Source organism: Paenibacillus amylolyticus, from assembly GCF_001570725.1.
In the GTDB taxonomy this organism is placed as follows: domain Bacteria; phylum Bacillota; class Bacilli; order Paenibacillales; family Paenibacillaceae; genus Paenibacillus; species Paenibacillus amylolyticus_A.
The window spans coordinates 425,644-450,538 of sequence record NZ_BCNV01000005.1 but is presented as its reverse complement, the minus strand read 5'-3'; the positions used below and the strand labels follow the sequence as shown (position 1 = coordinate 450,538).

At 48.4% G+C, this 24,895-nt stretch carries 24 protein-coding genes; 12 read left to right on the top strand and 12 right to left on the bottom strand.

Annotation, left to right across the window (positions count from 1 at the left end; translation table 11 throughout):
- Positions 1-120: 120 nt before the first annotated feature.
- Entirely contained in the window at positions 121-978 is an 858-nt protein-coding gene (locus PAHA3_RS21995) for an alpha/beta fold hydrolase (RefSeq protein WP_062836803.1), read from the top strand.
- Between the two features lie 162 nt (positions 979-1,140).
- On the opposite strand, the gene PAHA3_RS21990 is transcribed toward PAHA3_RS21995, so the two are convergent.
- From PAHA3_RS21990 to cidR, 4 genes are all read right to left on the bottom strand, one after another.
- Positions 1,141-1,812 carry a hypothetical protein gene (locus PAHA3_RS21990; protein WP_062836802.1) on the bottom strand — a complete coding sequence of 224 codons (672 nt, stop codon included), beginning with the start codon at positions 1,810-1,812 and terminating at the stop codon, positions 1,141-1,143.
- Positions 1,813-1,857: 45 nt separating this feature from the next.
- Positions 1,858-2,532, bottom strand: a complete 675-nt coding sequence (locus PAHA3_RS21985) for a GNAT family N-acetyltransferase (protein WP_062836801.1) — start codon at positions 2,530-2,532, stop codon at positions 1,858-1,860.
- A 71-nt stretch (positions 2,533-2,603) separates the two neighbouring features.
- Positions 2,604-3,461 carry a carbon-nitrogen hydrolase family protein gene (locus PAHA3_RS21980; protein WP_062836800.1) on the bottom strand — a complete coding sequence of 286 codons (858 nt, stop codon included), beginning with the start codon at positions 3,459-3,461 and terminating at the stop codon, positions 2,604-2,606.
- A gap of 113 nt (positions 3,462-3,574) precedes the next feature.
- Positions 3,575-4,459 carry a cidABC operon transcriptional activator CidR gene (gene cidR / locus PAHA3_RS21975; protein WP_062836799.1) on the bottom strand — a complete coding sequence of 295 codons (885 nt, stop codon included), beginning with the start codon at positions 4,457-4,459 and terminating at the stop codon, positions 3,575-3,577.
- Between the two features lie 161 nt (positions 4,460-4,620).
- On the opposite strand from cidR, the gene PAHA3_RS21970 reads away from it, so the two are divergent.
- The 3 genes from PAHA3_RS21970 (at position 4,621) to PAHA3_RS21960 (ending at position 6,293) form a co-directional block, all read left to right on the top strand.
- Positions 4,621-4,992 carry a CidA/LrgA family protein gene (locus tag PAHA3_RS21970; protein ID WP_017691758.1) on the top strand — a complete coding sequence of 124 codons (372 nt, stop codon included), beginning with the start codon at positions 4,621-4,623 and terminating at the stop codon, positions 4,990-4,992.
- Entirely contained in the window at positions 4,989-5,669 is a 681-nt protein-coding gene (locus PAHA3_RS21965) for a CidB/LrgB family autolysis modulator (protein ID WP_062836798.1), read from the top strand. Before PAHA3_RS21970 ends, PAHA3_RS21965 begins: the two co-directional genes overlap by 4 nt.
- A 105-nt stretch (positions 5,670-5,774) precedes the next feature.
- Complete coding sequence (locus PAHA3_RS21960) at positions 5,775-6,293, top strand: AbrB/MazE/SpoVT family DNA-binding domain-containing protein (protein WP_062836797.1); 519 nt, start codon at positions 5,775-5,777, stop codon at positions 6,291-6,293.
- Between the two features lie 194 nt (positions 6,294-6,487).
- Here PAHA3_RS21960 and PAHA3_RS21955 read toward each other — a convergent pair whose 3' ends face one another.
- Positions 6,488-6,868: a DoxX family protein gene (locus PAHA3_RS21955; protein ID WP_062836796.1), complete on the bottom strand. Its 381-nt coding sequence runs from the start codon at positions 6,866-6,868 to the stop codon at positions 6,488-6,490.
- A 437-nt stretch (positions 6,869-7,305) separates the two neighbouring features.
- Between PAHA3_RS21955 and PAHA3_RS21950 the strand changes: the two genes are divergently transcribed.
- A complete protein-coding gene (locus PAHA3_RS21950; protein WP_026081419.1) occupies positions 7,306-7,605 on the top strand; it encodes a winged helix-turn-helix transcriptional regulator in 300 nt (99 codons plus the stop codon).
- Positions 7,606-7,718: 113 nt separating this feature from the next.
- Here the strand turns inward: PAHA3_RS21950 and PAHA3_RS21945 are convergent, their stop codons facing one another.
- From PAHA3_RS21945 to PAHA3_RS21925, 5 genes are all read right to left on the bottom strand, one after another.
- Positions 7,719-8,723, bottom strand: a complete 1,005-nt coding sequence (locus PAHA3_RS21945) for a Gfo/Idh/MocA family protein (protein ID WP_062836795.1) — start codon at positions 8,721-8,723, stop codon at positions 7,719-7,721.
- Positions 8,724-8,772: 49 nt separating this feature from the next.
- Positions 8,773-10,449 (bottom strand): glycerol-3-phosphate dehydrogenase/oxidase, encoded by a 1,677-nt coding sequence (locus PAHA3_RS21940; protein WP_062836794.1) that lies wholly within the window; start codon positions 10,447-10,449, stop codon positions 8,773-8,775.
- Between the two features lie 408 nt (positions 10,450-10,857).
- Positions 10,858-12,345 carry a glycerol kinase GlpK gene (glpK, locus tag PAHA3_RS21935; RefSeq protein WP_062836793.1) on the bottom strand — a complete coding sequence of 496 codons (1,488 nt, stop codon included), beginning with the start codon at positions 12,343-12,345 and terminating at the stop codon, positions 10,858-10,860.
- Positions 12,346-12,374: 29 nt separating this feature from the next.
- On the bottom strand, positions 12,375-12,944 hold the full coding sequence (locus PAHA3_RS21930; RefSeq protein WP_062836792.1) for a glycerol-3-phosphate responsive antiterminator: 570 nt from the start codon (positions 12,942-12,944) through the stop codon (positions 12,375-12,377).
- 192 nt (positions 12,945-13,136) lie between these two features.
- Entirely contained in the window at positions 13,137-13,904 is a 768-nt protein-coding gene (locus PAHA3_RS21925) for a GTP cyclohydrolase II (protein ID WP_062836791.1), read from the bottom strand.
- Positions 13,905-14,227: 323 nt separating this feature from the next.
- Here PAHA3_RS21925 and PAHA3_RS21920 point away from each other — a divergent pair, with 323 nt between their 5' ends.
- The 4 genes from PAHA3_RS21920 to gntK all read left to right on the top strand — a co-directional run bounded on the left by PAHA3_RS21920 (position 14,228) and on the right by gntK (position 19,169).
- A complete protein-coding gene (locus tag PAHA3_RS21920; RefSeq protein WP_062836790.1) occupies positions 14,228-15,502 on the top strand; it encodes an ABC transporter substrate-binding protein in 1,275 nt (424 codons plus the stop codon).
- A gap of 128 nt (positions 15,503-15,630) precedes the next feature.
- On the top strand, positions 15,631-16,497 hold the full coding sequence (locus PAHA3_RS21915; protein ID WP_062837111.1) for a carbohydrate ABC transporter permease: 867 nt from the start codon (positions 15,631-15,633) through the stop codon (positions 16,495-16,497).
- A gap of 20 nt (positions 16,498-16,517) precedes the next feature.
- Positions 16,518-17,345 (top strand): carbohydrate ABC transporter permease, encoded by an 828-nt coding sequence (locus tag PAHA3_RS21910; protein WP_036612996.1) that lies wholly within the window; start codon positions 16,518-16,520, stop codon positions 17,343-17,345.
- Positions 17,346-17,618: 273 nt separating this feature from the next.
- Positions 17,619-19,169, top strand: a complete 1,551-nt coding sequence (gene gntK, locus PAHA3_RS21905; protein WP_062836789.1) for a gluconokinase — start codon at positions 17,619-17,621, stop codon at positions 19,167-19,169.
- 552 nt (positions 19,170-19,721) lie between these two features.
- Here the strand turns inward: gntK and PAHA3_RS21900 are convergent.
- Positions 19,722-20,111 carry a hypothetical protein gene (locus tag PAHA3_RS21900; RefSeq protein ID WP_062836788.1) on the bottom strand — a complete coding sequence of 130 codons (390 nt, stop codon included), beginning with the start codon at positions 20,109-20,111 and terminating at the stop codon, positions 19,722-19,724.
- Between the two features lie 163 nt (positions 20,112-20,274).
- Between PAHA3_RS21900 and PAHA3_RS21895 the strand changes: the two genes are divergently transcribed.
- From PAHA3_RS21895 to PAHA3_RS21885, 3 genes are all read left to right on the top strand, one after another.
- Positions 20,275-20,613, top strand: coding sequence for an ArsR/SmtB family transcription factor (locus PAHA3_RS21895; protein WP_062836787.1), 339 nt, complete (start codon positions 20,275-20,277; stop codon positions 20,611-20,613).
- 228 nt (positions 20,614-20,841) lie between these two features.
- A complete protein-coding gene (locus tag PAHA3_RS21890) occupies positions 20,842-21,657 on the top strand; it encodes a hypothetical protein (RefSeq protein WP_062836786.1) in 816 nt (271 codons plus the stop codon).
- A gap of 118 nt (positions 21,658-21,775) precedes the next feature.
- Positions 21,776-22,735 carry an MraY family glycosyltransferase gene (locus PAHA3_RS21885; RefSeq protein ID WP_062836785.1) on the top strand — a complete coding sequence of 320 codons (960 nt, stop codon included), beginning with the start codon at positions 21,776-21,778 and terminating at the stop codon, positions 22,733-22,735.
- Between the two features lie 222 nt (positions 22,736-22,957).
- Here the strand turns inward: PAHA3_RS21885 and cydC are convergent, their stop codons facing one another.
- Positions 22,958-24,895 carry a thiol reductant ABC exporter subunit CydC gene (cydC, locus tag PAHA3_RS21880; protein WP_082762951.1) on the bottom strand — a complete coding sequence of 646 codons (1,938 nt, stop codon included), beginning with the start codon at positions 24,893-24,895 and terminating at the stop codon, positions 22,958-22,960.

The window sequence follows — 24,895 nt, the reverse complement described above, 5'->3', positions numbered from 1 at the left end:
CAATCTATTCGTTATTAAAATGAATAGATTGATTATACAATAAAAACATGTCATCACCAGTTATACAAGTAAGAGAAATAATAGTGGATTTCTTAATGAATCCAGAAGGAGATGTAAAAAATGAAGATTAGTTATCAGCAACAGAAGGTTGGAGATGTCGACGTTTTTTACCGTGAAGCCGGGCCTAAGGATGGCCAAGTTATTTTACTATTACACGGGTTTCCATCCTCTAGTCATATGTTTCGCGATCTTATTCCCAAACTGGCAGAACAATACCGTGTCATTGCCCCTGATCTTGCTGGGTTCGGTCGCACAACAACTCCACCGCGTAGTCAGTTTGACTTCACATTTGACAGCCTGTTTCGAGTTATTGAAGGTTTCACTGAAGCATTAGCTCTTAAGAAATATGTAATGTATGTGTTCGATTATGGGGCACCTGTTGGTTATCGCTTGGCAGTAGCTCACCCGGAACAAGTTCAAGCCATTATTAGTCAGAATGGTAACGCATATATCGAAGGGTTTAGTGACGCATGGGGACCTTGGGAGATGTATTGGCACTCTCCAACACCTGAAAATCGTGAAGCATGTCGTGATTCCTTAACCCCCGAAACTATCCGTAACTTTCAGTATCTTCATGGAACTGATGCTAGCCTTGTTTCACCAGACGGATATTCACTGGATATTGCCTACATGTCACGCCCGGAAGCTGAGGAAATCCAACTGGATTTAATCCTCGATTATAGAACAAACGTGGAACTTTATCCTGAATTTCAGGCTTATTTCCGCCATTATCAACCTCATCTTCTAGCTGTATGGGGTAAAAATGATCCTGTCTTTCTTCCAGCTGGAGCTTTAGCTTATAAGCGTGATATCCCATCTGCAGAAGTACATTTACTTGATACTGGGCATTTTGCTCTCGAAACACATGTGACAGAGATCCATGAGCTCATTCACCACTTCTTAAAGAAAATATTATAAAACCAAATTACATTGGCTCAATCTCAACCTCGAACTAAATAGGAAAAGCCCGTAGAAAGCAGGTCCAATAATGGCCTGTTCTACGGGCTTTTTGCATAACTGTAATCATTCTTCAAGGTACTTGCAACGCCGCTATGATCTGATGTTCCATCCCGCTCCCGTTTACAACGGCAGTAGCGCAACCGACTTGCGAGTAGTCAATTGCTCTACCATGGCAAGCCATTCCTGCGGTTTATTAGGAAGCACTGCATAATATCGATTCAGGAAATCAGCCACTAGGCTGGCTGGCAGTTCACCAAGCGACTCATCGCCTGGCATGAAGCACAGATCCAAGCCGCCAACCGCTTCGCCGTCACCTTGCCAGGATGGATGAACATACGGGAAGTCCAGACGCTGATATCCCAGATGGGACAATACTTCGCGACGTACATACGGATCCATCGGCTTGATGCCGCCAAACTCGTGATCCTGACTCAGATAAGGGTTGTAGATTTCGGCAAACATACCGAACAATTCTTTCCCGTTTGCTGCAGCCAGCTTTTGCAGATCACGCTTGCGGTGATTCGCAAGGAAACTGCCTATCCCCAGTCCTTCGCGCCCAATAATCGTAAAGTCCGTCATGGCCACGTTCCAGTCCTCGTAATAACGGTACTCTGTCGCTCCAACGACCTGTCCCTCATGCACAGCCACGAACACCCGAATACCCGGATCTTCCAGCGGTTCTTCCCACAGGGGGAAGTCCAGCACTTCTTCCCGCGGGAAAATCTCCTGCATCAACTTGTGCATTTGGGCGAACAATGGATCTTTAATGGATGTAATACGCGTGAATTCCATGAATAATGCCTCCTCAATCGATGATGTATTTCATTTAACATTTCTTTATCTGAACGGATTCTGCCACTCCATCAGGGCTGCATAGTTACAGGATTCCTCATCGTCCAGATAGTCTGCTGTCACACCAACTGGCATGCGCCCACAACGAAGCAGGAACGATATCACCGGATCACGTCTTTCTCCCGCTGCCACCTGGTTCAGATATTCCTGCGCAGACAGTTGGTCTGCAACCAGATGATAACCTGGCATTCTACCAGCACCTAGTAACCGATCTATATCCTGTGCAATCACAAGGTGGTACATCGCCTGCATCATAAGCTGAGCCAATCCCCACTTGCGGTACTTCGGACGAACACAGAGATCGACAATATACAGCGCGTTGCCATCCGGTTGGTGGTTACGAATATAGCCATCATCCGTTACTTCCGCCCACGTATGATTCGCCGGATGTGCTGGGTCCCACTGTATCCGCAGCGAAGTCATCGATCCGGCCAATTCTCCATCCACTTCAATACAGATGGCGCCCTCCGGGTAATGCTGTACATGACTGGTGAGCTGCTCGTGACTCCAGAGCAGCTCTTCCGGATAAGGAGGAGGGAAACTCTCCGCCTGAATGCGAATGAGTTCCTCAAAGTCGGGTGCAACATAATTGCGAACGACTGCCTTTACCCTTTTGCCACTTCGCTCCGGGTCGGTGATCAGCATTTCTTTGGTATACATCGTGCCGGATCGCCCCTTTCCACTGACAAATGAATTCCTGCTCTGTTCCGTTCGACTATAAAAGTTGCTGTTTACTCCCAATCGGTATACAGATCGGTACGACGGTCACGCCAGGTCGTTACCGATCCACGTTCACGCACCTCATACAGCAAGTCCAGATCCAGATCGGCGGTCACAATCATATCGTTGTTAATCTCACCCTCGGCCAGAATGCCACGAGGAGGGAACGGGATATCATTTGGCGTAATAATCGCAGCCTGTCCATAGTTGGCACGCATGAAGTCAACGGTTGGCAGGTTGCCTACTGTTCCGGTTAACACAACATACACCTGGTTCTCAACTGCGCGGGCATGACTCGTATAACGCACACGGTAGAATCCGTGACGATCGTCCGTGCAGGAAGGACAGAAGATTACATCAGCGCCTTTGGCTTTGGCCATCCGCACAATTTCAGGGAACTCAATATCGTAACAGGTCAGCATCGCAATACGGCCTTTATCCGTGTCGAACACCTCAAGTCCATCCCCAGGAGCCATGTTCCATTCCTGTACTTCGGTTGGTGTAATGTGAATCTTGTCCTGACGTGCGATGCGACCATCCGGGTAGAACATGTGGGCTGTATTATACAACTTCCCCTCACGTCGAATGACGTGGGTTCCCCCGATAACGTGCATACCGTACTTGGCAGCAAGTGACGTGAACAGGTTTTCATATTGCTCCGTAAAGTTCGGCAGATCCTCAATTGTCAGTGCATTGCCTTGTTCGTCCCCAATGGACATTAATTGCGTTGTGAAAAATTCCGGGAACAGCACAAATTCGGGTCCGTATTCGCTCGCTGTCCGTATGTAATGCTCAGTCTGAGCGGCAAACTGCTCAAACGAGCTGATTGTGTGCAATTGGTATTGTATAGCGGATACCCGCAGTTTCATGTTCGTACACCTCCACCATTATTATGCTTACCATTGTAACAACGATCCGAGGCCAACAAAAGAGTATTTACACTGGGCACTACAAATGACAGAACAATCTTTGAATGGCTTTCTTACTCACCCAGCATCGACTGTGTGAAGCTAATCCACTCTCTCGTGGCAAATGAAAGATAGCGGTCCTTCCGCCAGATCATACCGAGCTGCCATGGAATCACCGGTTCCACTACGGGTATAATGCGCACCCTCATATGGTCCACCTCACGACAGATTGTCTCCGGCAGTAAGGCTACCCCCAGATTGGCGGCAACCATGGCGCTGAGCAGATCCCACTGGGAGCTCTCATATACCACCCGGGGTTGGAACCCCGCATGCTGGCAGGCCACAATAATCCGGTCATGTAACGCAAAATCTTCCCTGAACAGCACGAATGAGTCATTTTCCAGTTCATGCAGCGCAACCGACTCTTTTTCCGCAAGCGGGTGCGAAGGGTGTACGAGCAGGTTGAGCTTCTCTTTCACAAACACAAAATGGTCCAACAGCTCATCCACGGTTGGCAGTACGGCAACGCCAATATCCAGTGCACCGCTGATCACATCGGCCTCCACTTTTTTGGCGCCATCCTCAAACAGCTGAATGGTCACCTGCGGGTAGGCTTTGTGAAATTCGCCAATGATCATGGGGAAAAAGCTGGACCCTACCATCGGCGGAAGGCCAATCCGCAGATGGCCTTTCTTCAAGTTCATCAGATCGTCCAATTCAGACGACAGATTGCGGAACGATTTTTCAATCTCCAGTGCCTGCCGAAAAAACACATGGCCCGCGTCGGTTAGTTCAACTTTCTTCCCATAACGGTCCAATAACGTGATACCCAATTCCTCTTCAAGACTCTTGACCGTCTTGCTGATGGTGGGCTGGGTGATATATAGAACTTCAGCGGCTTTTGTGAAGCTCTGCTGCCTGGCGACTTCCAGAAAATATTGCAAATGGCGGATATCCATCGCTTGGTCCTCATCTCTCATAGATAAATGGAATAGCAAACATTCTTAATATGCATTTTACTCATGAAAGAATGCCATGTAAAATTTGTGATATCAAATGAATCATTTTCATTTTCATAATAACTTAAACGATTACGTTGATTATACAAGGAGGGATTGAAGTGAAAAAATGGGGCCTTGGTATTGCACAGGTTGCGCTCTTAATGGTTTTTTCACTGCTTATGGACCTGCTGGCCCGTACTCTCCATCTTCCTGTACCGGGTTCGATCCTCGGTATGGTCGTGTTATTCATTCTGCTTCAGACTCGTGTCGTGAAGCTGCGTTGGATTGAAGTTGGAGCGGCCTGGCTGCTCGGTGAACTACTGTTATTTTTTATCCCGTCAGCCGTTGGCATCATGAACTATATGCCCATGTTGGAGCATGACGGATTGCAAATTTTATTCATCGTCCTGCTTAGTACATTCCTGGTCATGTCCTGCACAGGCCTGGTTGCTACACGAATCGCCAAACGAAAGGAGCGTCACACCGGATGATTGGATTCCTCTGCCTGTTGTTAACCGTCGGTATCTATTGGGTTACCAAACGAATGTATCGCAATCTGCCGAAAGTATATCTGTCTCCACTGCTCATTACGCCGCTGCTTGTCGTTGGCATATTGCTCGCAACCGGAACGGATTATACCACCTATAGCAGTGGCGGCAAATGGCTGAGTTTGCTGCTCCAACCGGCTACTGTGGCTTTTGCCGTACCACTCTACACCTTTTTCCATGTACTCAAAAAACATATTTCCGAGATTGTCTTCAGTGTGATGACCGGTTCGGTCGTAGCCGTACTTTCTTCTGCCCTGCTCGCCAAATGGTTGCGCCTGGATTCAGGGCTGATCCACAGCTTAATCCCGCGCTCCATTACAACACCCATTGCCATGAACGTATCAGCAACCATTGGTGGTATTCCCGCAGTGACAGCTGTTTTTGTTATTATGACAGGCCTGCTCGGAGTGATTATGGGACCTTCGATCGTCAAAATGCTGCGCATCGATGGGGAGATTGCACGAGGCACACTATTTGGAACCGGTGCCCATGGCACAGGGACATCCAAGGCATTTGAACTGAGTTCCCTGACGGGTACCATCTCCAGTATCTCTATGGTGCTCGCCGCATTGTTCACTTTAGCCGTTGCACCCATCCTTTCCAAACTTATTTTCCCATAATAGATGGAATTATCCCACTTTTTTGAAATATTATTGTTGTATTAAAGCCCTTTCTTCCTTACAATAAGGACAGGTTTTAATTGTGAATATTGCGGGGGAGATGCGATGAAAAGAACCGGAATGAAGAGATCTCTGGACCGTCTTGGACGAATTGTCCTTCCCAAAGAAATGCGGGATACGATGGAAATCCATATCGGCGATCCGCTTGAGTTTTTCATTGAAGGGAAAGAGTTGATTTTAAGAAAGTACAAATCAACATTATGTATTTTTTGCGGTGATGTAGATACGGAAATGTATTTCAAAGAGCAATTCATCTGCCGGACTTGTGCAACTCAATTAAAACACCCGGATGACTCTCCCGACTGGTTCGTACCTCAGAACAAACAGGCTCCTGCACCCGTGGAGCGTCCTGCTACCAAATCCGCCTCAGTCTCATCTCCCACTAGGGAAGAAGGGACCACAGCTGACAACCAAGAATATCCGGACCTGCGGCCGAAGACGGCACGTATGCTGCAACAGATGAAAGAAATTGTTGAACAGAATCCCGGTTTGGCTCAACAGCAAATTGCGGAAAAGCTTGGCATTAGCCAAGGACGCGTCTCTCAATTAAAAAAGTTACTATAATAAGAATGGTATTCGATCATTTATAGTCAGAAGACCTTCCGATTCAGGAAGTCCCGCTGCAAGAGAACCCGTTATGTTTCGTGGGTTCTTCTTTTTTTTATATTCAATACATTCAAAACAAAAAAAGATGACCTCTGCTCATCTGCAGCGATCATCTCATAATATAGGTCCAGATCTTCTAATTCATCTTTCGCTTACGCCTGAATCGCGTCCAACTGTCCTTCTTCTTCCGCTTCCAATCTGCGCATGCCCACAACCAGAACAATAATGTTAGCTACCAGCAACACAGCCGGGAACGGAACAGCAGCATATTGTGCATAGATCAGATGACTTCCCACGGCCCCAATCAGAATGAATGTCAGTATGCCAGAAGCCAGGATGCGAGTCCGTGGAATGAGCAGCCCTACTGCGCTAAGCAACTCCGCAGCGCCCAGCAGATACATGGTCCATGTCGGATAAGAGAAACTCTCGAATGTCTGAATCATCATGTCTGCTCCACTAATCTTGTTAAACCCTGTCATGACGAATACCCCTGCAAGCACAACCAGAAAAACATAACTCAAAATTTTGTTCATATGTATATCCTCCTATAACGAATTGTATGTTCCTACTATGGGATGATTAAATTTGCGATAAAAAGTAAAAAAAAGAATCTATGTAAAAGTTCCCAAAGGTAACTCTGTTTTCTGATGCTCAGTCTGATTCACTTTCAACATAGTACGCGTTCATATTATACGTATTATTTATCACCAACTTACTTTTATGAAGTAAGTATATAATAATAATATAATTTCTTCAAGTAATTTTTCACTGTATGATGTATAATACATACAAAAGGTATGTTACAGTATATTTTGTAGTAACCCTCATTTACTTGGATGTCCTATATTCTTAGAGCGGCAGAAACCATGTCCTTTCATATACAAAAACTGCGAATACATTGCGAAAAAAATGATCATGAATTGAGGTGAACACGTTGAAGCTGAAAAAAGTAAAAGCACCAAGTCCCTGTATGATCACTCAGGCCATAGACATAATAGGCAAAAAGTGGGTACTGTTAATCATGTACCAACTGTTGTCCGGACCCAAGCGGTTTACGGAGCTTGAAGCAGAGATGGCGATCAGTGGACGACTTTTATCCGAGCGATTGAAGGAAATGGAGACGGAAGGTATCGTAACCCGGCACATGTTTCCCGAGATACCTCCCCGTGTAGAGTATGAATTAACACCTAAAGGCAGAGCCATTGAACCTGTCATTGATCAGATCTACAGCTGGTCTTCCGACTGGTTGAAACAGCAGAAATCCGAGTAGTTGAATTCCTGCTCCATGACATTACACTCCACACAAACACAAATACGCCTAAATCAGGCTGATCTGCGGATCAGTTCCCGATTCAGGCGTATTTATATTCCATTCAACTTTTATTAATGAGAAAGATGCTTTGAAGGCTGAAGTTTTACAGGCAGGCCGGAATCTGCCGATGCCAGCGCCGCCGTCGTAATCTCCTGTGTACGACAGGCATCCGCATAATCGGACAGAATGCGTGAACGGTCTCCCGTACGCAAGGCGTGAATGAAAGCTTCATTCTCACGCTCGTATGGATTATGTCCTGCCGGAATCTCCAGACCTGCCATCGCGTGTGTTGCGGCACTTGGCAGAAGCAAACGTTCCGGCGTCCAATCCCACACACCTGCATCCGTGTAGAACTGTAGCCCTGCGCCGCCCTCTCCGTCTGGCAACAGACATGTATTGGCGATACTGGCAATCGCTCCACTTTCCAGTTTGAGCGTCACATTCGCCACATCGGCAACAGTGACATGTTCATGCTTCTCATGCATGCTTCGCTGAGCTGCTACGGCATACACCTCCGTAACTTCTCCTGCACAATACCGAAGCAAGTCTACAATATGTGTAGTCTGCTCCACGAACTGTCCACCTGAACCATCCTGGCGCCGCCACCAGGCAACCCCTGGCATCCCGCCCATCCAGCGGCCAAGAGCCATGCCGACCGTCTGTTCTTTCATGGCCTGCTGTAATACCTGAGCAGCCTCCTGATAACGGAAATGGTATCCGACAGAGGTTAACAATCCGCTCTTCTGTACCTGAGCGAGCACCTGACGTGGAACGTCCATTCCAGTACTCAGCGGCTTCTCCACCAGGAATGGAATTCCACGTCGATTCAATTCGGACTCGATCGATCCGTGAGACATTGGAGGCACACAGATATACACCGCATCCAGCTTCTCACCATCCAGCATATGTTCAAGTTCACCGTAACCAACAGCATCATAGACGGAGGCCATAGCCTCTGCCTTTTCGAGCGATGTTCCACAGACACTCGCAACACGAACACCTTCCATTCGTGCCAGAATATCCGCATGTACCTTACTGAACCAGCCTGTTCCAATGATTCCGATCTGTAATGTCATGGATGTAATCCCCTCTCTGTGTTACACGCTTACATGTTCCATTCGACTCTCAGCCTTGAAATCCTGCCTCAGATTTTCCGGATGCTTCCAACAACAACTGATCCAGTTCCTGTGCATGCAAGACCGCTTGCTCTTCAGACCAGTTCAAACGCCCGGCCATATAGGAGATCACAGCTTCCTTATAACGACGGACTTCATCTATACGGAAAAATAAATCTCCTGTTCTTCGAACCAAAAAATCTGATGGAGTTACTGCCATCTCTTCTTCGATCGCGTAGCAGAGCATAAGCAGCAGCTCCTGTGGCATGCCATGAAGCTCGGCCTTGGTCCGTGGATCAGGCATTCGCTCATACAGTGCCTTCACATTGGAACCATACGTGCGAGTAAGCCGCTCTGCAGCAGGTCGAGCAAGCCCCAAAGCGACGCCATCCTTGATCTTGCGCTCCGCATACGATACGAATCCAGCCGATCCACCTACGTCACCGCCGGAGATGGGCATCTTCTTCGTTACGCAAGGGCCTATAGAATGTCCATGCTCCTGCTCCATCTGACGTGCGACCAGATCAACAACCATCTCGGCCATTTTACGGTATCCGGTTAACTTGCCCCCGGCAATCGTAATCAGATTGGATTCGGATACCCAGACTTCATCTTTACGTGAAATTTCAGAAGGATTCTTGCCTTCCTCATGGATTAGTGGACGTACCCCCGCCCATCCGGACTCTACATCTTCCGTACCAATCTGAATATCTGGAAACATGCCATTGACTGCATGAATGACATAATCACGATCCGAGTCGGAAATTCGGGGGTGTGCAGGGTCTTCCTGATATACGGTGTCGGTCGTTCCTACATAGGTTTTGCCATCACGCGGGACAGCAAACACCATTCGACCATCAGGTGTATCAAAATAAACCGCCTGCCTCAATGGGAATCGTTCACCATCAAAGACCAAGTGAATACCTTTGGTCATCTGTAGCGTTTTCCCCTGGCGCGAACCATCCAATTCCCGCAGCCCATCCACCCATGGACCAGAAGCATTGATCACCTTGCTTGCTTTGAGCGTATAGGTTTGACCACCGATCTGATCCATGGCTTCAATACCTGTAATTTTGCCATTCTCCTTCAGAAAACCTGTTGCCTTCACATAGTTCACTGCCTGTGCCCCACGTTTGACAGCTTCTTTCATGACTTCAATGGTAAGCCTGGCATCGTCTGTCCGGTACTCCACATAGAGCCCACCACCCAACAACCCCTGTTTACGTAGTAAAGGTTCGCTATCTGACACCGCTCCGGCATTCAACATTTGGCGCCGTTCACTGCGCTTCACCCCGGCGAGCCGATCATACACCATCAGTCCAATGGATGTGCTGAAGCGGCCAAACGTCCCTGCCGTATAGATCGGTAGCAACATCGGTTCTGGTGTGGTCACATGTGGCCCATTCTCGTACACTACAGCCCGCTCCCGTCCTACCTCCGCAACCATCTTCACTTCATATTGCTTCAAATAACGCAATCCGCCATGGACAAGCTTGGTCGAACGACTGGATGTACCTGCTGCAAAATCCTGCATTTCGACAAGCGCTGTCTTCAATCCACGGGAAGCCGCATCCAATGCAATCCCTGCGCCTGTAATTCCACCGCCAATAATCAATACGTCAAAATGTGCATTCGCCATACTTTGCAAATATTCGGTTCGGTGTGCTGACGAGAACGCTTCTGCCATCCTTGAACCTCCCATTGATTCCCTTTATGTTTCCGCAAAAAAAAACAAAAAAAGGACCACGTCATTCGCTCAGCAATTGCTGAGCGGCACGTGGTCCCTCCCGATCTCCAGACATCATTTTTTAACTTGTGCCTTTATCCTATCACAGATTTTTGACGGCGTGAAGTCCTGAAATGACACATTATTCAAAAAAAATTCAAAAAGTTGTTCTGCCAAAGGATGGAATTTCAAATGAATCCACTAACCTCAACATTTTCCTTATAGTGGATATATGGTTTTGCTTCTCCAGGAAGAATAACCCTGTAAATTGTGCATCATTTTCCACCAGTAAATATCATTTATAACATAAGTTTAGCGAAAAAGTACAAATACCCACATCGTGAGGATTGCAGTTCCATTTCATTTCTTTTATTTAAAGGCCATTGCTGCGTTCACTGCACGCTTCCAGCCTGCATACAGTTCTGTCCGTTGTTCCTCAGCCATAACAGGCTGGAAGACACGTTCGGTATTTTCATGATCGGTCAATTCATCCGCACTCGTCCAATACCCAACCGCCAGCCCTGCCAGATAAGCCGCACCCAATGCCGTCGTTTCATTCACTGTTGGTCGTTCCACAGGAATACCTAGAATATCACTCTGGAATTGCATGAGGAAATCATTGGCCGCCGCGCCACCATCGACACGTAACGCATGCACGGGAATACCCGAGTCGGATTCCATCGCCTCCAGCACATCTTTGGTCTGATACGCCAACGCCTCCAGCGTAGCACGGATAAAGTGTTCCTTCGTCGTGCCTCGGGTCAGGCCAAACACCGCACCTTTAACCTCACTATCCCAATACGGGCTGCCTAGTCCGACAAATGCAGGTACCATATAAACGCCGTCTGTCGAAGGCACGCGTGAGGCGTACTCCTCACTATCTTTTGATGAACGAAGCATCCTTAATCCGTCACGCAGCCACTGAACCGCAGACCCTGCAACAAAAATGCTGCCTTCGAGTGCATATTCAACCTTGCCATTCATCCCCCAGGCAATCGTTGTAATCAGTCCGTGATCGGACTGTACCGGGTTCTCTCCCGTATTCATAAGCATGAAACAACCGGTACCATATGTATTTTTCATACTGCCCTTGGTGTAACAGCCCTGACCAAACATCGCTGCCTGCTGATCTCCTGCCGCTCCCGCAATCGGAATTCGATGACCGAAGAAATGATAATCTGTCGTATGTGCATACACCTCGGATGAACCTCGCACCTCTGGCAGCATGGCCTTGGGAATGTCGAGGATAGCCAACAATTCGTCATCCCATTGCAGATCATAGATGTTATAGATCAGGGTACGTGAGGCATTGGATATATCCGTGACATGTGTACCCCCGCTCAGTTTCCAGATCAGCCAGCTATCAATCGTGCCAAACAGCAATTCACCCTTCTCTGCCCGCTCCCGGGCACCAGGGACATGATCCAGAATCCACTTGACCTTCGTTCCTGAGAAGTACGGATCGATCAGTAATCCTGTTTTGCGGCGGAAAAGGTCCCCGAGTCCCTGTGTCTTCAATTCTTCACAGATGTCTGCGGTCTGTCTGGATTGCCATACGACCGCATTATAGATGGGTCTGCCTGTTTCTTTGTCCCACACCACAACGGTCTCCCGTTGATTCGTAATTCCAATTCCGGCAATCTGGACCGGTTTGATCCCGCTTTCTGCCAGACACGAGGCCATCACGGCTAGAATGGAACTCCAGATTTCGTTGGCATTCTGCTCTACCCAGCCCGGTTTGGGGAAATATTGAGGGAATTCCTGCTGTGCAATGTGCACAATCTCCCCGCCGCGATTAAACAGAATCGCTCGGGAGCTTGTCGTTCCCTGATCCAGAGCCAATATATATTTTTCCATACAGACAACCTCCTGTTGTGGGTTCTTTTTTACGGTGTAAGCGATTTCTCAAAGTGTCGGATCAGATCTGCGTTGGATGTGGTCACTGCCGTAGCCCCTACGCCAAGTGCAAGTTCAACCTCTTCCGGTGAACGGATCAGTCCCCCCGCAATAATCGGGATACCGGTGCGCACAGATACTTCCGCAATAATATGCGGAATGACGCCAGGTAGTACCTCAATATAATCAGGCTGGGTTTTGGCCAGCAACAGATAACTTTTCTCCAGTGCATGGGTATCCAGCAGAAAAATACGTTGAATCGCTGTAATGCCCTTCTGCTTCGCCTTCTGAATGACACTTGCTCGTGTCGAGATCAGTCCTGCCGGGCGAATGTGCTGACACAGATACTCTGCCGCATACTCATCGTTTTTCAATCCCTGTACCAGATCTGCATGCAAAAGTATCTTTTTGTCATACCGTCGCGCCTCGTCCATTACACTCTGAAGCTGTGCAATATGAGTTTCCAGCATCACCCCATAGGTATAAGGGCCTTCAATTATCGCTTCAAACTGCTTCATGCTCTTCGCAGCCGGCAACATACGTTGTCCCTCAAATGGCACCTTGGTTCCTCCCGCATTCATCAGATGACTATATTGTATATTCCGTACTGTGCGAACGGCAAGCCATTCCGTGAATCAGGAAAGTCTGAGCGCTACGCTATTATCCATGCAAAAAAGCCGCTGTATACTTCTCCATAGCGGAGAGTACAACAACGGCTAATCAGCTAATCGTATATGTTCAAGGAGTAATGATTAAGCCTGCGCATGCGGAAGCAGCGTCTCTGCCCCAGCCCAGCCATCACTTTCGGCCAAGTGACCAGAACGGTTCACTTTCGTTTGCAGATATTTCTCGTTGAAAGCAGAACGATCTCCCCACAGTGGGACACGTCCGCCCACATTCAATCCCGCTTCCTGCAAAGCAGCCAGCTTCCGTGGGTTGTTCGTGATCAATGTAACCGGTGCGGTGCGAAGCGCACGCAACACAGCAATCGCATCGTCATAATTACGAGCATCGTCCGTGAATCCAAGCTGCAAGTTCGCATCTACCGTATCCAGACCTTCTTCTTGCAAAATGTACGCCATGGCTTTGCTGAACAGACCGATGCCACGGCCTTCATGGTTCGCAAGATAGAATAGTGCGCCTGCCCCGTGTGCGGCAATCATCTTCATGGATTGCTCCAGTTGGAAGCCGCAGTCACAGCGTTTGCTGCCAAAGATGTCGCCTGTATGACAGATACTGTGCATGCGAATAAGCGCATCCTGTGCTTCGGCAAAGTCGCCATACACCAGGACACTGGATTGCTGGCGTTCTGCCAGTTCAGCAGCAGCAAGAGATTCGATTAACTCGCCACTCTCCATCGCTTTGTCTGACTTCATCCAGCTGTACCACTGGAATGTTTTGGTCTCCCCATCGAGGTTAACCGGGAGTTTAATCGGTCCCACGAGGTATATGAATTCTTTTCCACTCGGAAAAGTCTGAATTTTGGGGGCAAGCAGTTGAATAATATGTGAATTGATCATTGTCGTTCCTCCTGTTTAGGCCAACTTGTCTGTTGATTGATTCGCATCCAAAGCGAAAATGGATCACTTGGACGTTATATAGTACGTATCTATATTATTCTCATCATCATTAGTTACTTTATGTAAGTTAGTTTAGAATAAAAATTATAATGTGTCAAGTAACTTTTATTTTTAAAGTAACTACCCAATTTATGTTACGCAACCGACACAAATATGTGTTTCATTTCAGGAATATTGGGTATGAGTTTATAAACTGCTCATACACTAATGTTGTAGTCCAAAGCACTTCATGCCTCGAACTTAACGATGAGGGGGTAATGCACATGATCCGCCGGAAAAGAACTTGCTGGACAGCCATACTGATGGTCTGCGTCCTGCTCATAAGCGGATGCTCCATCTGGCCCGGACAGGACGATTCAGCGAACAACAAAAAGGTAACGCTTACATTATGGTACTGGAACCGTTCCATCGATGATAAGTTGATTGCCAGGGCTAAGGAAAAGTTCCCCAACATTGAACTGACAGCTCAGAAAATCGGCGGTGATTTCAAGGCAAAGCTCAAAACAACACTCGCTGCACGCTCAGGTGAACCAGACATTGTGGCATTGAACGACTGGATCATGGAGCTATTCCCCAGTGAGGACCGTTTCTATAATCTGTATGACCTCGGTGCAGGAGATATTGAAGACCAGTATCTGCCGTGGAAATGGAAGCAAGGCGTTACGCCAAGCGGACAGATGATTGGGTTCCCGATGGATACGGGACCGACAGCTCTCTTCTATCGTGAAGATCTCTTCAAGGAGGCAGGATTGCCATCTGATCCCGATGACGTTACACGTCAGATTAACAGCTGGGATGCATATGCCGCTGCCGGAGAACAGATCAAGGAAAAATTCGGAGGCAAGGTATTTCTGACCGATAACATTGGAAGCGTTTACAACCAAGTGCTGTCCCAAGGAGCTGAACGTTATTTCCGTCCAGATGGTTCATTCATCGGCATGGATTCCGCTCTGGTGCGAACAAGCTGGGATACATCCATTGCCTTCAAAGAGAAGGGACTACTTGCCAATGCAGACGGCTGGACTCCGGGCTGGAACGCAGCGATGAATAATGGTGAGATTGCCTCGTTCGTGGGCGCTGTTTGGATGAAGCAAGTGCTTCAGGAAGCCGCTCCGGATACATCGGGAAAATGGCGAGTTGCTCGGGCACCAGGGGGAGATGGCAATAACGGAGGATCATTCTTGTCCATCCTGAAGTCGAGTGAGCATCCTCAGGAAGCCTTTGAACTGGTTCGCTGGCTGCAAAGTCCCGAGAATCAGTTGGAGCAATATCAGACATTAAACCTGTTCCCTTCTGCACCAGGTGTGTTTGATGACCCTGCCATGAAAGAAGAAGAACCTTTCTTCGGGGGACAGGCGACAGGCCCTGTATTTGCCGAATCGGCACAGCAAGTGCCGGATGCTTTTTTTGGCGAAAGATACCCATCCGTACACAACATTATCACCCGGCGGCTGAATGATGTGGCGAAGCAAAATGCCGATCCACAGCAGGTCTGGACAGATACGGTACACCGCGTCGAGCGTGAATTGCAGCGTTAACCTGAACAACGTGTGGTTTCGTTATCCGCAAAGGAGGAATTCATATGGCTGTAACTGAACCTCGTCTTACTCCCGACCCCGGAAATGCAAGACCTGATCTGGATCGGCAGAAGTCACTGTGGGCCAGAATGTGGGAGCACCGTGCACTCTATGTTGCGATATCGCCGTTTTATATTCTGTTTGCGGTATTTGGCCTGTTCCCGATTGGGTTCTCCCTTTATCTGGCTTTTCATAAGTGGGATGGCATCGGTGTCATGACGTACAACGGACTTAATAATTTTAAATACATGCTGACCGATGCCGAGTTCTGGCAAGCTGTGGGTAACACGTTCATGATCTGGATCTATTCGACGATTCCGATGCTCTTCTTCGCCCTGATTATTGCCTTTCTGCTGCATGCACCATTTGTGAAGTTCCGCACCCTGTTTCGGGTCGGTTATTTCCTGCCGAACGTCACATCCATTGTGGCGGTAGCCATTATCTTCGGTGCTTTATTTGCCAACAATTATGGCTTTCTCAACTATCTGTTGCAGTCGGTCGGGCTACCTGTTGTGGAGTGGCTTAATGCACCATGGGGCATCAAAGTCGCAATCTCCTCCATGGTGGTCTGGCGGTGGACCGGATATAACGCCGTCATCTATCTGGCCGGACTTCAGAGTATCCCGCAGACGTTATACGAAGCAGCCAAGATTGACGGCGCATCAGCGATACAGTCCTTTTTCCGAATTACAATTCCGATGCTGCGTCCTGTGATCCTGTTTACGGTCATTACATCAACGATCGGCGGTATGCAGCTGTTCACCGAGCCACAAGTATTGGTAGGTAATGATGGTGGTGCAGGTGCAGCAGGCATGACGATTGTATTGTACCTCTACCGTGAATCCTTCATTAACAATTACTTCGGATATGGCGCTGCCGTTGGTTGGGGCATGTTCCTCATTATCGCCCTATTCTCGATTGTGAACTGGAAGCTTGTTCAAGGCAAATCATCCTGATGTGATAAGGGGGAGCGCACATGGCGACCAAACACCTCAAATCGCTGGTGTTGTATACCGGTCTTATCGGGGGCATGCTCATATCCATGTTCCCGTTCTATTGGCTGATTGTAATGTCCACCCGGACAACGTCCGATATCTACAAGTTCCCACCCCAGCTCTGGTTCGGCGGTGAACTGTGGAATAATATCACGCGGGTGTTGCAGCAGATTGATTTCTGGGGCGCTTTTCTGAATACGTTGTTTGTGTCGGGCTTAGTCACCATCCTGGTGCTGTTTTTTGACTCACTGGCGGGGTTTGCGTTTGCAAAGTTTGAATTTCCCGGCAAAAAGTGGCTCTTCATCCTGCTGCTCGCGACTATGATGGTACCTTCCCAGCTCTCGCTGGTGCCTTCCTTCGTGCTCATGGCAACGTTCGGCTGGGTCGGTTCCTTCAAAGCCCTCATCATACCGGGCATGGTGAATGCCTTCGGCATTTTCTGGATTCGCCAGTATGCAACAGAGTCGATTCCGAACGATCTACTGGATGCGGGCCGGATCGACGGCTGTAATTTCTTCCGACTCTATTGGAACGTGGCGTTGCCGATTTTGCGACCTGCATTTGCTTTCCTCGGCGCGTTTACCTTTATTGGTGTATGGAATGATTATCTGTGGCCTTTGATCGTCCTGACAGATGAACGCAAATACACGTTGCAGATTGCGTTGTCTCAATTGAACGGATTGTATAACACAGACTATGCAATGGTCATCGCAGGTACGTTGCTTGCCGTCATTCCGCTCATCGTTATGTTCCTGTTCATCAGCCGCCAGTTTATCTCGGATATTGCCGCAGGGGCAGTGAAGGATTAAGATTCTGGCATTTTGATCCATCCCTCAAGTCTGATATTCTTATCTATAGATGAAATAACAGATGCCATATAAGTTGGATGAATAGCACCACGTGCGCGCAGGGGATAGAAAGGGCCTGGAGAAATGAAATGTCGCATTTATAACCAAATTTCTCCCTTTGAAGAGGGGATCAAAGAAATTTGGGGATAACGGCAATCGGAAGGCTTTCTGTACCCGAAGTGTTAACGTGTAACGGCATTCATTCACTTATATTCAAGAAAGAGGGATGATAAAATGGCTTCTTCACCCTATATGATCGGCGTAGATATCGGCACGACCTCCACCAAGGCCGTCTTGTTCGAACAGAACGGAACCATTGTGGCACAAGGCAGTGCCGATTATCCGCTGCACACCCCCACACCTGCGATTGCGGAGCAGGATGCGGAAGATATTTTCAAAGCAGTCATCGAATCCGTTAAACAGGCCACTTCCAAAGCGGGAGTGAAGCCAGAAGACATCCTGTTTGTATCCTTCAGTTCGGCCATGCACAGCATTCTGCCAGTCGATCAACACGGCAAACCGCTGATGCGGGCCATGACATGGGCAGATAATCGCAGTGCCGAGTGGACCGAAGCACTCAAATCCGAGATGAATGGTCACGAAATCTATTTGAGAACAGGTACGCCGATTCATCCGATGTCCCCCCTCACCAAGATCATGTGGCTCACTCGGGATCAACCGGAACTGTTCCAACAGACGCACAAATTCATATCCATGAAAGAATATGTCTTCTATAAATTATTCTCTGAATACGTCATCGACCACTCGATGGCCTCCGCCACCGGACTTATGAATCTGGAAAAACTCAACTGGGATGCAGAAGCGCTACATGTAGCAGGTATTACGCCGGAACACCTGTCCCGATTGGTTCCAACCACTCATGTGCTGAAACATGGGTTGCACCCGGAGTACGCCAAGGAGATGGGCATTGCGGTCACCACACCGTTTGTCATCGGTGCAAGTGATGGTGTGCTCTCCAATCTGGGCGTGAACGCCATTGATCCAGGCGTCGTGGCCGTGACCATTGGTACCAGTGGAGCGATTCGTACAGTCGTAGACAAACCGGTGACCGATCCAAAAGGACGCTTTTTCTGTTATGCGCTCACAGAGGATGCCTGGGTCATTGGCGGACCGGTGAACAATGGCGGTGTTATTTTCCGCTGGATTCGGGACGAGTTTGCGGCTTCCGAGGTGGAGACGGCCAAGCGACTTGGCATCGATCCATATGAAGTGCTCACTCGTGTCGCCGAAAATGTACCTCCGGGTTCGGAAGGTCTCTTGTTCCATCCGTACATGACAGGTGAGCGGGCTCCGCTCTGGAATCCGAACGCACGCGGCTCATTCTTCGGCCTGACGCTGCATCATAAGAAAGAACATATGATTCGCGCTGCGCTCGAAGGTGTATTGTTCAACCTGTACACGGTCATGCTGGCGATTGAAGAAAAGATCGGTCGGCCGAAAAAAATCCAAGCCACAGGCGGCTTCGCCCGCTCTGAGTTGTGGCGACAGATGATGGCTGATATTTTCGATCAGGATGTCATCATCCCCGAAAGTATTGAAAGCTCCTGTCTCGGCGCAGCTGTACTGGGCTTGTATGCTCTGGGCCGCATCGATTCCCTGAGTGCCGTCTCCGGCATGATTGGATCAACGCATCGGCACCAGCCTGATCCGGACAGTGTCCGCGTCTACCGGGAGCTGCTGCCGATCTTCATCCGCATCTCCCGTAAGTTTGAAGAGGAGTATGCGGATATCGCCGCTTTTCAGAATAAGACGATGCAGGGGTAGGAGCGGCATGGAATAGCTAACGAATCGTAGACGTCTTATTTGAAGCTTTTAGCATGTTTTCAAAATCTAACGAACCTGAGCTACCTTATATCGGATTTTAGCGGCGGAAAACTGTCCCAAAGTGAGAATTCCCGGAAAATAACGTCTCTGCGATTCGTTAGAAACTGGCTTATGCCAGTTTTCGTCCAATAGCGCGTCTCAGATTCGTTAGAATTGACAGACCACCTTTACCATGAAGCAAGTCACCATCTCCTAAGCTGCGTCCGGCTCAAATTAACATTCGACTCTAACGACTAGTTTTATGCACGTTCACGAGGACCTTCCCGCCATGTTTTGGACATGCGGGAGGGTCTTTTTCATTTACAAATCAGATCTTCACAGACTGTTTTTGTGTACGAATTATCTTGAGGAAACTGCGCTATTCGATAAATAAATCCCCCCGTCCTCAGCGCCTTTCAAATTAGCTAAATGCTACAAAAAAGCCCCACAGCTTGAAAGACTGCGGAGCTTCGTTTCCTAACCATTTCAATTTCTCTTATTTACACTGCGCTATTACTGATTATACTTGCTGAACGCATTCTGATCGGCTTGTACATTCTCCAGGTACACAATCTGCCCCGCTTCATTCACACGCGCGATATCGATGCCTGCTTTGGCATATACTGTTCCGTCCGCCGCTTGTCCGCATACCGCCCAGTTAGTCTGGTAGCTGCCGTCAGGCTGTTGCACCCACGCGTCCCACATATGTTTTACATCCTTATTGTACTCGTAGAAAGCTTTCATGAAACCGTCGAATCCTGTTCGGCTGGTGCCGTTAAGCACAATCTCTGCGTCCGGTGTAAACAGGAACAATAAGTCCTGCATGGCGCGCTCGTCTGTACGTGAAGCATCAAATAAACGGAAATAGTTGTTCAACAGTGTAGTGGTATTTGTAGTACTCATTTATATTCCTCCTAGAATAAAAAGCCATTTTCCAATCTTTCAGTTCGAATATTTTCGAACTAACTGAAAAGAAATGTAACATACATCCCCTACTACCTGCAAGGTATAGTTCGAAATTTTTCAAACATTGAAAGGTGTGGCCGATTATGCTAACGTCATACATATGAGAACTCCAACGATACCTATGGCTTCGGAATTGAAGCTGACCACGGTCTGCAATGCATTGGGTGATCCGATTCGCATGAAAATTGCACACTGCCTGGCCAGCTCTGGCGAGAAAAACTGTTCCGCCTTCGAAGTAGACCATATTTCCAAATCCACGTTGTCCCATCACATCAAAATTTTACGTGAAGCTGGCGTGATCCAGCCACGCATTGAAGGTAAACAGCACTTTTATTCCCTACGAAAGGAAGAACTGAACCTACGTTTTCCAGGCCTCGTCGAGATGATTCTGAATACAACCGAGCAATACGTAACACAGGCCCCAGATAAATTGAACTAACCTTTAGACAAGAACGTAGAGGGCAGAAATAACCAGAAGAAGCGAAGCGTTCGCCTTTATCACCAGAATTTCACCTTATAAAAGTGAATCGAAAATTCGGGGGGATAACAGTGATCGGAAGGTTGTTCTGTCATCGAAGTGACAAGGATAATTACTCTTTATTTCAATCTTATAGATTGAAATACCACATCATCATGATCGCGATTCCCATATAAGGAGGCTAACCATATGGACAAAAAAGCGGCAAAGATACTGCTAAGCACCTTCTGGGGCGGTGGAGGTTGGAAAACAACTTCTGCTCCCTTCTCTGGAGATGAATTTGAATATGCCAAAAGCAAAGGTGTTATGTTCGATCCATTCACGATCACGCATGACGAGATTGTCCAGCGTCTGTACGACATGCATCAGGATGACTCGTTCAAGGAACGGGTGATTTCGGCATTTCTACATAGTCTGTCCACCAAAAAAGTCTATCTACGCAGCGCATTATCCAGCTGGGCTTTAACATCGAACATGCCTTTACACACCTATGCGGAGCGTCCTGCGCTTCACCCTAATACCAGTGCCTGTGGAGATTGTAACTTCCTGCGTTTGCAGTCAGACAAGGATTATTCCAACGTCGACTTAAACGTCCTGAATTTTGAACGGATCAAATGGGGCGGCGTGCGCCATGGCTGGCTTATCTATTGCCTGATGGATCTGGAATTACTGCTTCAGGACAATGATGCGAACCATGAAGTAACTCCTGAAGACCAAGCCATCCTGGTCAACCTGCTTGAAGCAGCTCAGACGGAAGACCCTAAGGACAGCGCCCGTTCACTGGAGAAAAAGTGGAAGGATCTCTTGCCTTCCAGCAAACAGGAGCGAGATGCCCTGCTGGAAATCTGGGCTGCAGCCGGCATACTGGCTCCTGGAGATAAACCGAGAAAACGCAAAGGTGGTTCCAACGATTTTGTTTTTGCAGCAACCTGGCAAGGTGATGATGGATATCATACAGAAGCCGTAAAACATTATTTCGGCTCCTATCTTCCTCACATGCAATAAAACCTGAACTTTTGCTCACCTTTGCGTGCGTCTGGTTACAATAATGACATCGACAGATTTCCTGTTTAACTCGTATAATAAGGGGAAATTGGTAGATGGGAGTGAAACAAGCGAGTTTATGGTATACATACTGGCTTTTATAGTGTCTTTTGCTGTCGTGGTTCTGCTTATTCCGCCGCTTGGTCGACTGGCTCACCGGCTCGATTTTGTGGACAAGCCCCGGGAAGATGTGGAGCGTAAGCTGCACAGGCAACCTATCCCGCTCACGGCGAGTTACGCGATATTTACTGGATTTTTCCTGACATACATTGCTCTTACGAAAGAAATCACATGGGAAACGGCGGCTCTGGTCGCTGGTGGTATGCTTCTGCTAACGATTGGTACCGTCGACGACTGGTACAAAACGAAAGGCAAAGATTTTCCTGCCCTACCCAAAATGCTCGTACAGGTTTCTGCGGCAGTACTCGTATTTGCTTCTGGCATTGCGTTCACCGGATTCGTGAATCCCTTTAACGCGGAATATGTCATGCTTCCGATCTGGCTGCAATTCATTCTCACGATCCTCTGGATCTTCGGGGTGACAACAGTCATCAATTTCTCGGACGGCATGGACGGACTGGCTGGCGGATTATCGGCCATCTCGGCGATCACCTTGTTCATCGTGGCTCTTGCCAAAGGTCAAACGGATTCCGCACTCATGTCGATCATTCTGGTCGGTGTGACTATCGGTTATCTGAAGTACAACAAAGCTCCTGCCAAAGTGTTCATGGGCGATGCAGGCGCTACGTTCCTTGGCTTCATTCTGGCGGTTATCGCTCTGGATGGTGCATTCAAACAAGCGACCATGTTGTCCATCTTCATTCCAATTTTGGCGCTGGGTGTACCGATCTTCGACAACATCTTTGTCGTGATCAAACGCTTCATTCAAGGTAAAGCGATCTACCAGGCCGATGCGAGTCAAGCTCATTATCGACTGCTGCGTGCCGGATTGAATCATAAACAGGTTGTTGCCGTGCTCTATCTCGTCAGCACTTGTCTGTGCCTTTCCTCCATCATATTGATGTTGGTAGAGATGTAAGTATCCGCAACAAAAGCGGTCATATCCGAATATAAAAAGAGACGAGTCCAAGATTACTTGGCTCGTCTCTTTGTTATGCTTATCTGATTCGGCGCTCACTCGCTACTCATTCGGTGGCATTTGCTAAGATGCACCTTCATGTGTATAACAGTTCGGTTCAACCATCTGGACTGGTAAGCAGTATCCACATGTCTTAAACCTCAGACGCTCACAGTCTCACACTTATCTGGAAGCTACGGGTGGCAACGTTTTTTCTTGTTGCTGCCGACCTGTCCACCCCGGCCGATCAAGTTCAATGAGACGGCGGTATCGCTCTTCCCCAGCCAGCAATTGTTCGTGAGAACCCTGCATGGCAATCTGTCCATTTTCCATAAAAATAAGTTCGTCCATCTGTTCCGCACCAATCAGGTGATGGGTCACCCAGATCATGGTCTTGCCTTGCAAGCTATCCAGAATGGTTCGCATCAACTCGCGTTCCGTCACCGGATCAAGTCCTACCGTCGGTTCATCGAATATCACAACAGGTGTCTCCCGGAGCAGTACCCGGGCCAGAGCGATCCGCTGCCTTTCCCCACCGGAGAAACGCAGGCCCGTCTCCAGCATTGGCGTATCATATCCTTGCGGTAAAGATTCGATCAGACCTGATAAACCTACTTGCGCGGCCACCTGACGAATCTCCTCATCCGTTGCTTGCGGACGTCCAATCCGTAAATTATTCGCTACCGTGGTATCGAACAGGTGTGGACTCTGATTCAGCACCGCGATAACATCGGGTACACTTTCACCGAGGGTCTGCACAGGCATATTATTGATTAGAACCTTCCCCGCAGACGGAAGCAATACTCCCTGAATCAGTTTCAACAAGGTCGATTTTCCGCCGCCACTTCGTCCAAGGATGGCGAGACGTTTGCCTTGTGGTAGATGAAGAGATACGTCCTGTACGGCGTAAGAATCATCCGCTACATAACGGTAACTTACGCGATTGATCTCGATGTCTGCTCTGAGTTTGGGCGGAATGCGAAGACGAATTCGTCTGTCCGGGATATCATTCGCAGATGGCACGGACTCCGATGGCTGCCCCGCCATTGTTTTTCCGCTTTTTACTACAGAGATTAATTCGCCCGTTCCGTCAACATCATCCGCTCCATGCTGCACCGGAAGATGCTCTTTCCCTTCCAGCTGTTTCAAGCGGTCCAGCGATTCCCGATACTGTGGAAGATGCTCCACAGCATCCCCTACAGGCAGGAGTGTTTCCGTGAGCGGAAATAACACCAGTACAAAAGCAGCAATCATCACAGCAGGCAATTGTCCAACAGAAGCGGCGTTTCCGGCCCATAACGTAACCAATACCACCAACAGGCCAATGACACACTGGGCCATCAGATCACGCCAGCGTGTCCAGCGCCGCAACTTGCGACGAACCGCGTCGACCTGTCCTTCCGCCTCTTCCTGCTGCTGAACGAACTCAGCGGCTCTTCCACTTGCAAGCCAATCTCCCAACCCAAGCACACCGTCGGTCAGTCGAGTGTACAACATACTATTTTCCTTTTTCAGCCGTACACGCCATTTCCACGTCACTTTCAGCGAGATCGCAGGTAGCACGGCAACGAGAAATAACATATACAAGCCCATCCACAACGCAAATCCCAGATCAACACTGCCAAAGGCAATCACAGCCGCACCGTACATCACGAGCGCGGTAACGGCGGGAAAAACGGTACGCAGATAAATATCCTGCAACCGCTCCACATCATCGGCGAGTGCTCCAAGCACATCCCCGGTCTGCATACGAGAGCGCAAGAACAGGGCCTGTGGCTCCAGAATGCGATATAGCTTCACTCGCTGATCGGCCAACACCCGCAGTACGGCATCATGGCCTGCCAATCGCTCGATATATCGAAAGACGGCGCGGAATATCCCAAATGCACGTACCCCAACAATGGGTACATACACCATCAAAATGTTTTCAGGACGCAGCGCAGACTTGGAGATCAGAAATCCGGAAGTGAACAGCAGCAGTACCGCACATAAGGCAGCACATGTGCCCAGCGCAATGACTGCGATGAATCTCCAGCGGTACTGTGCCACATACGGAGCAATCCAGCTATTTTTTTCTTTTACGTTACGGACGGTCTCCATATGTTCATCTCCGGACTTCAT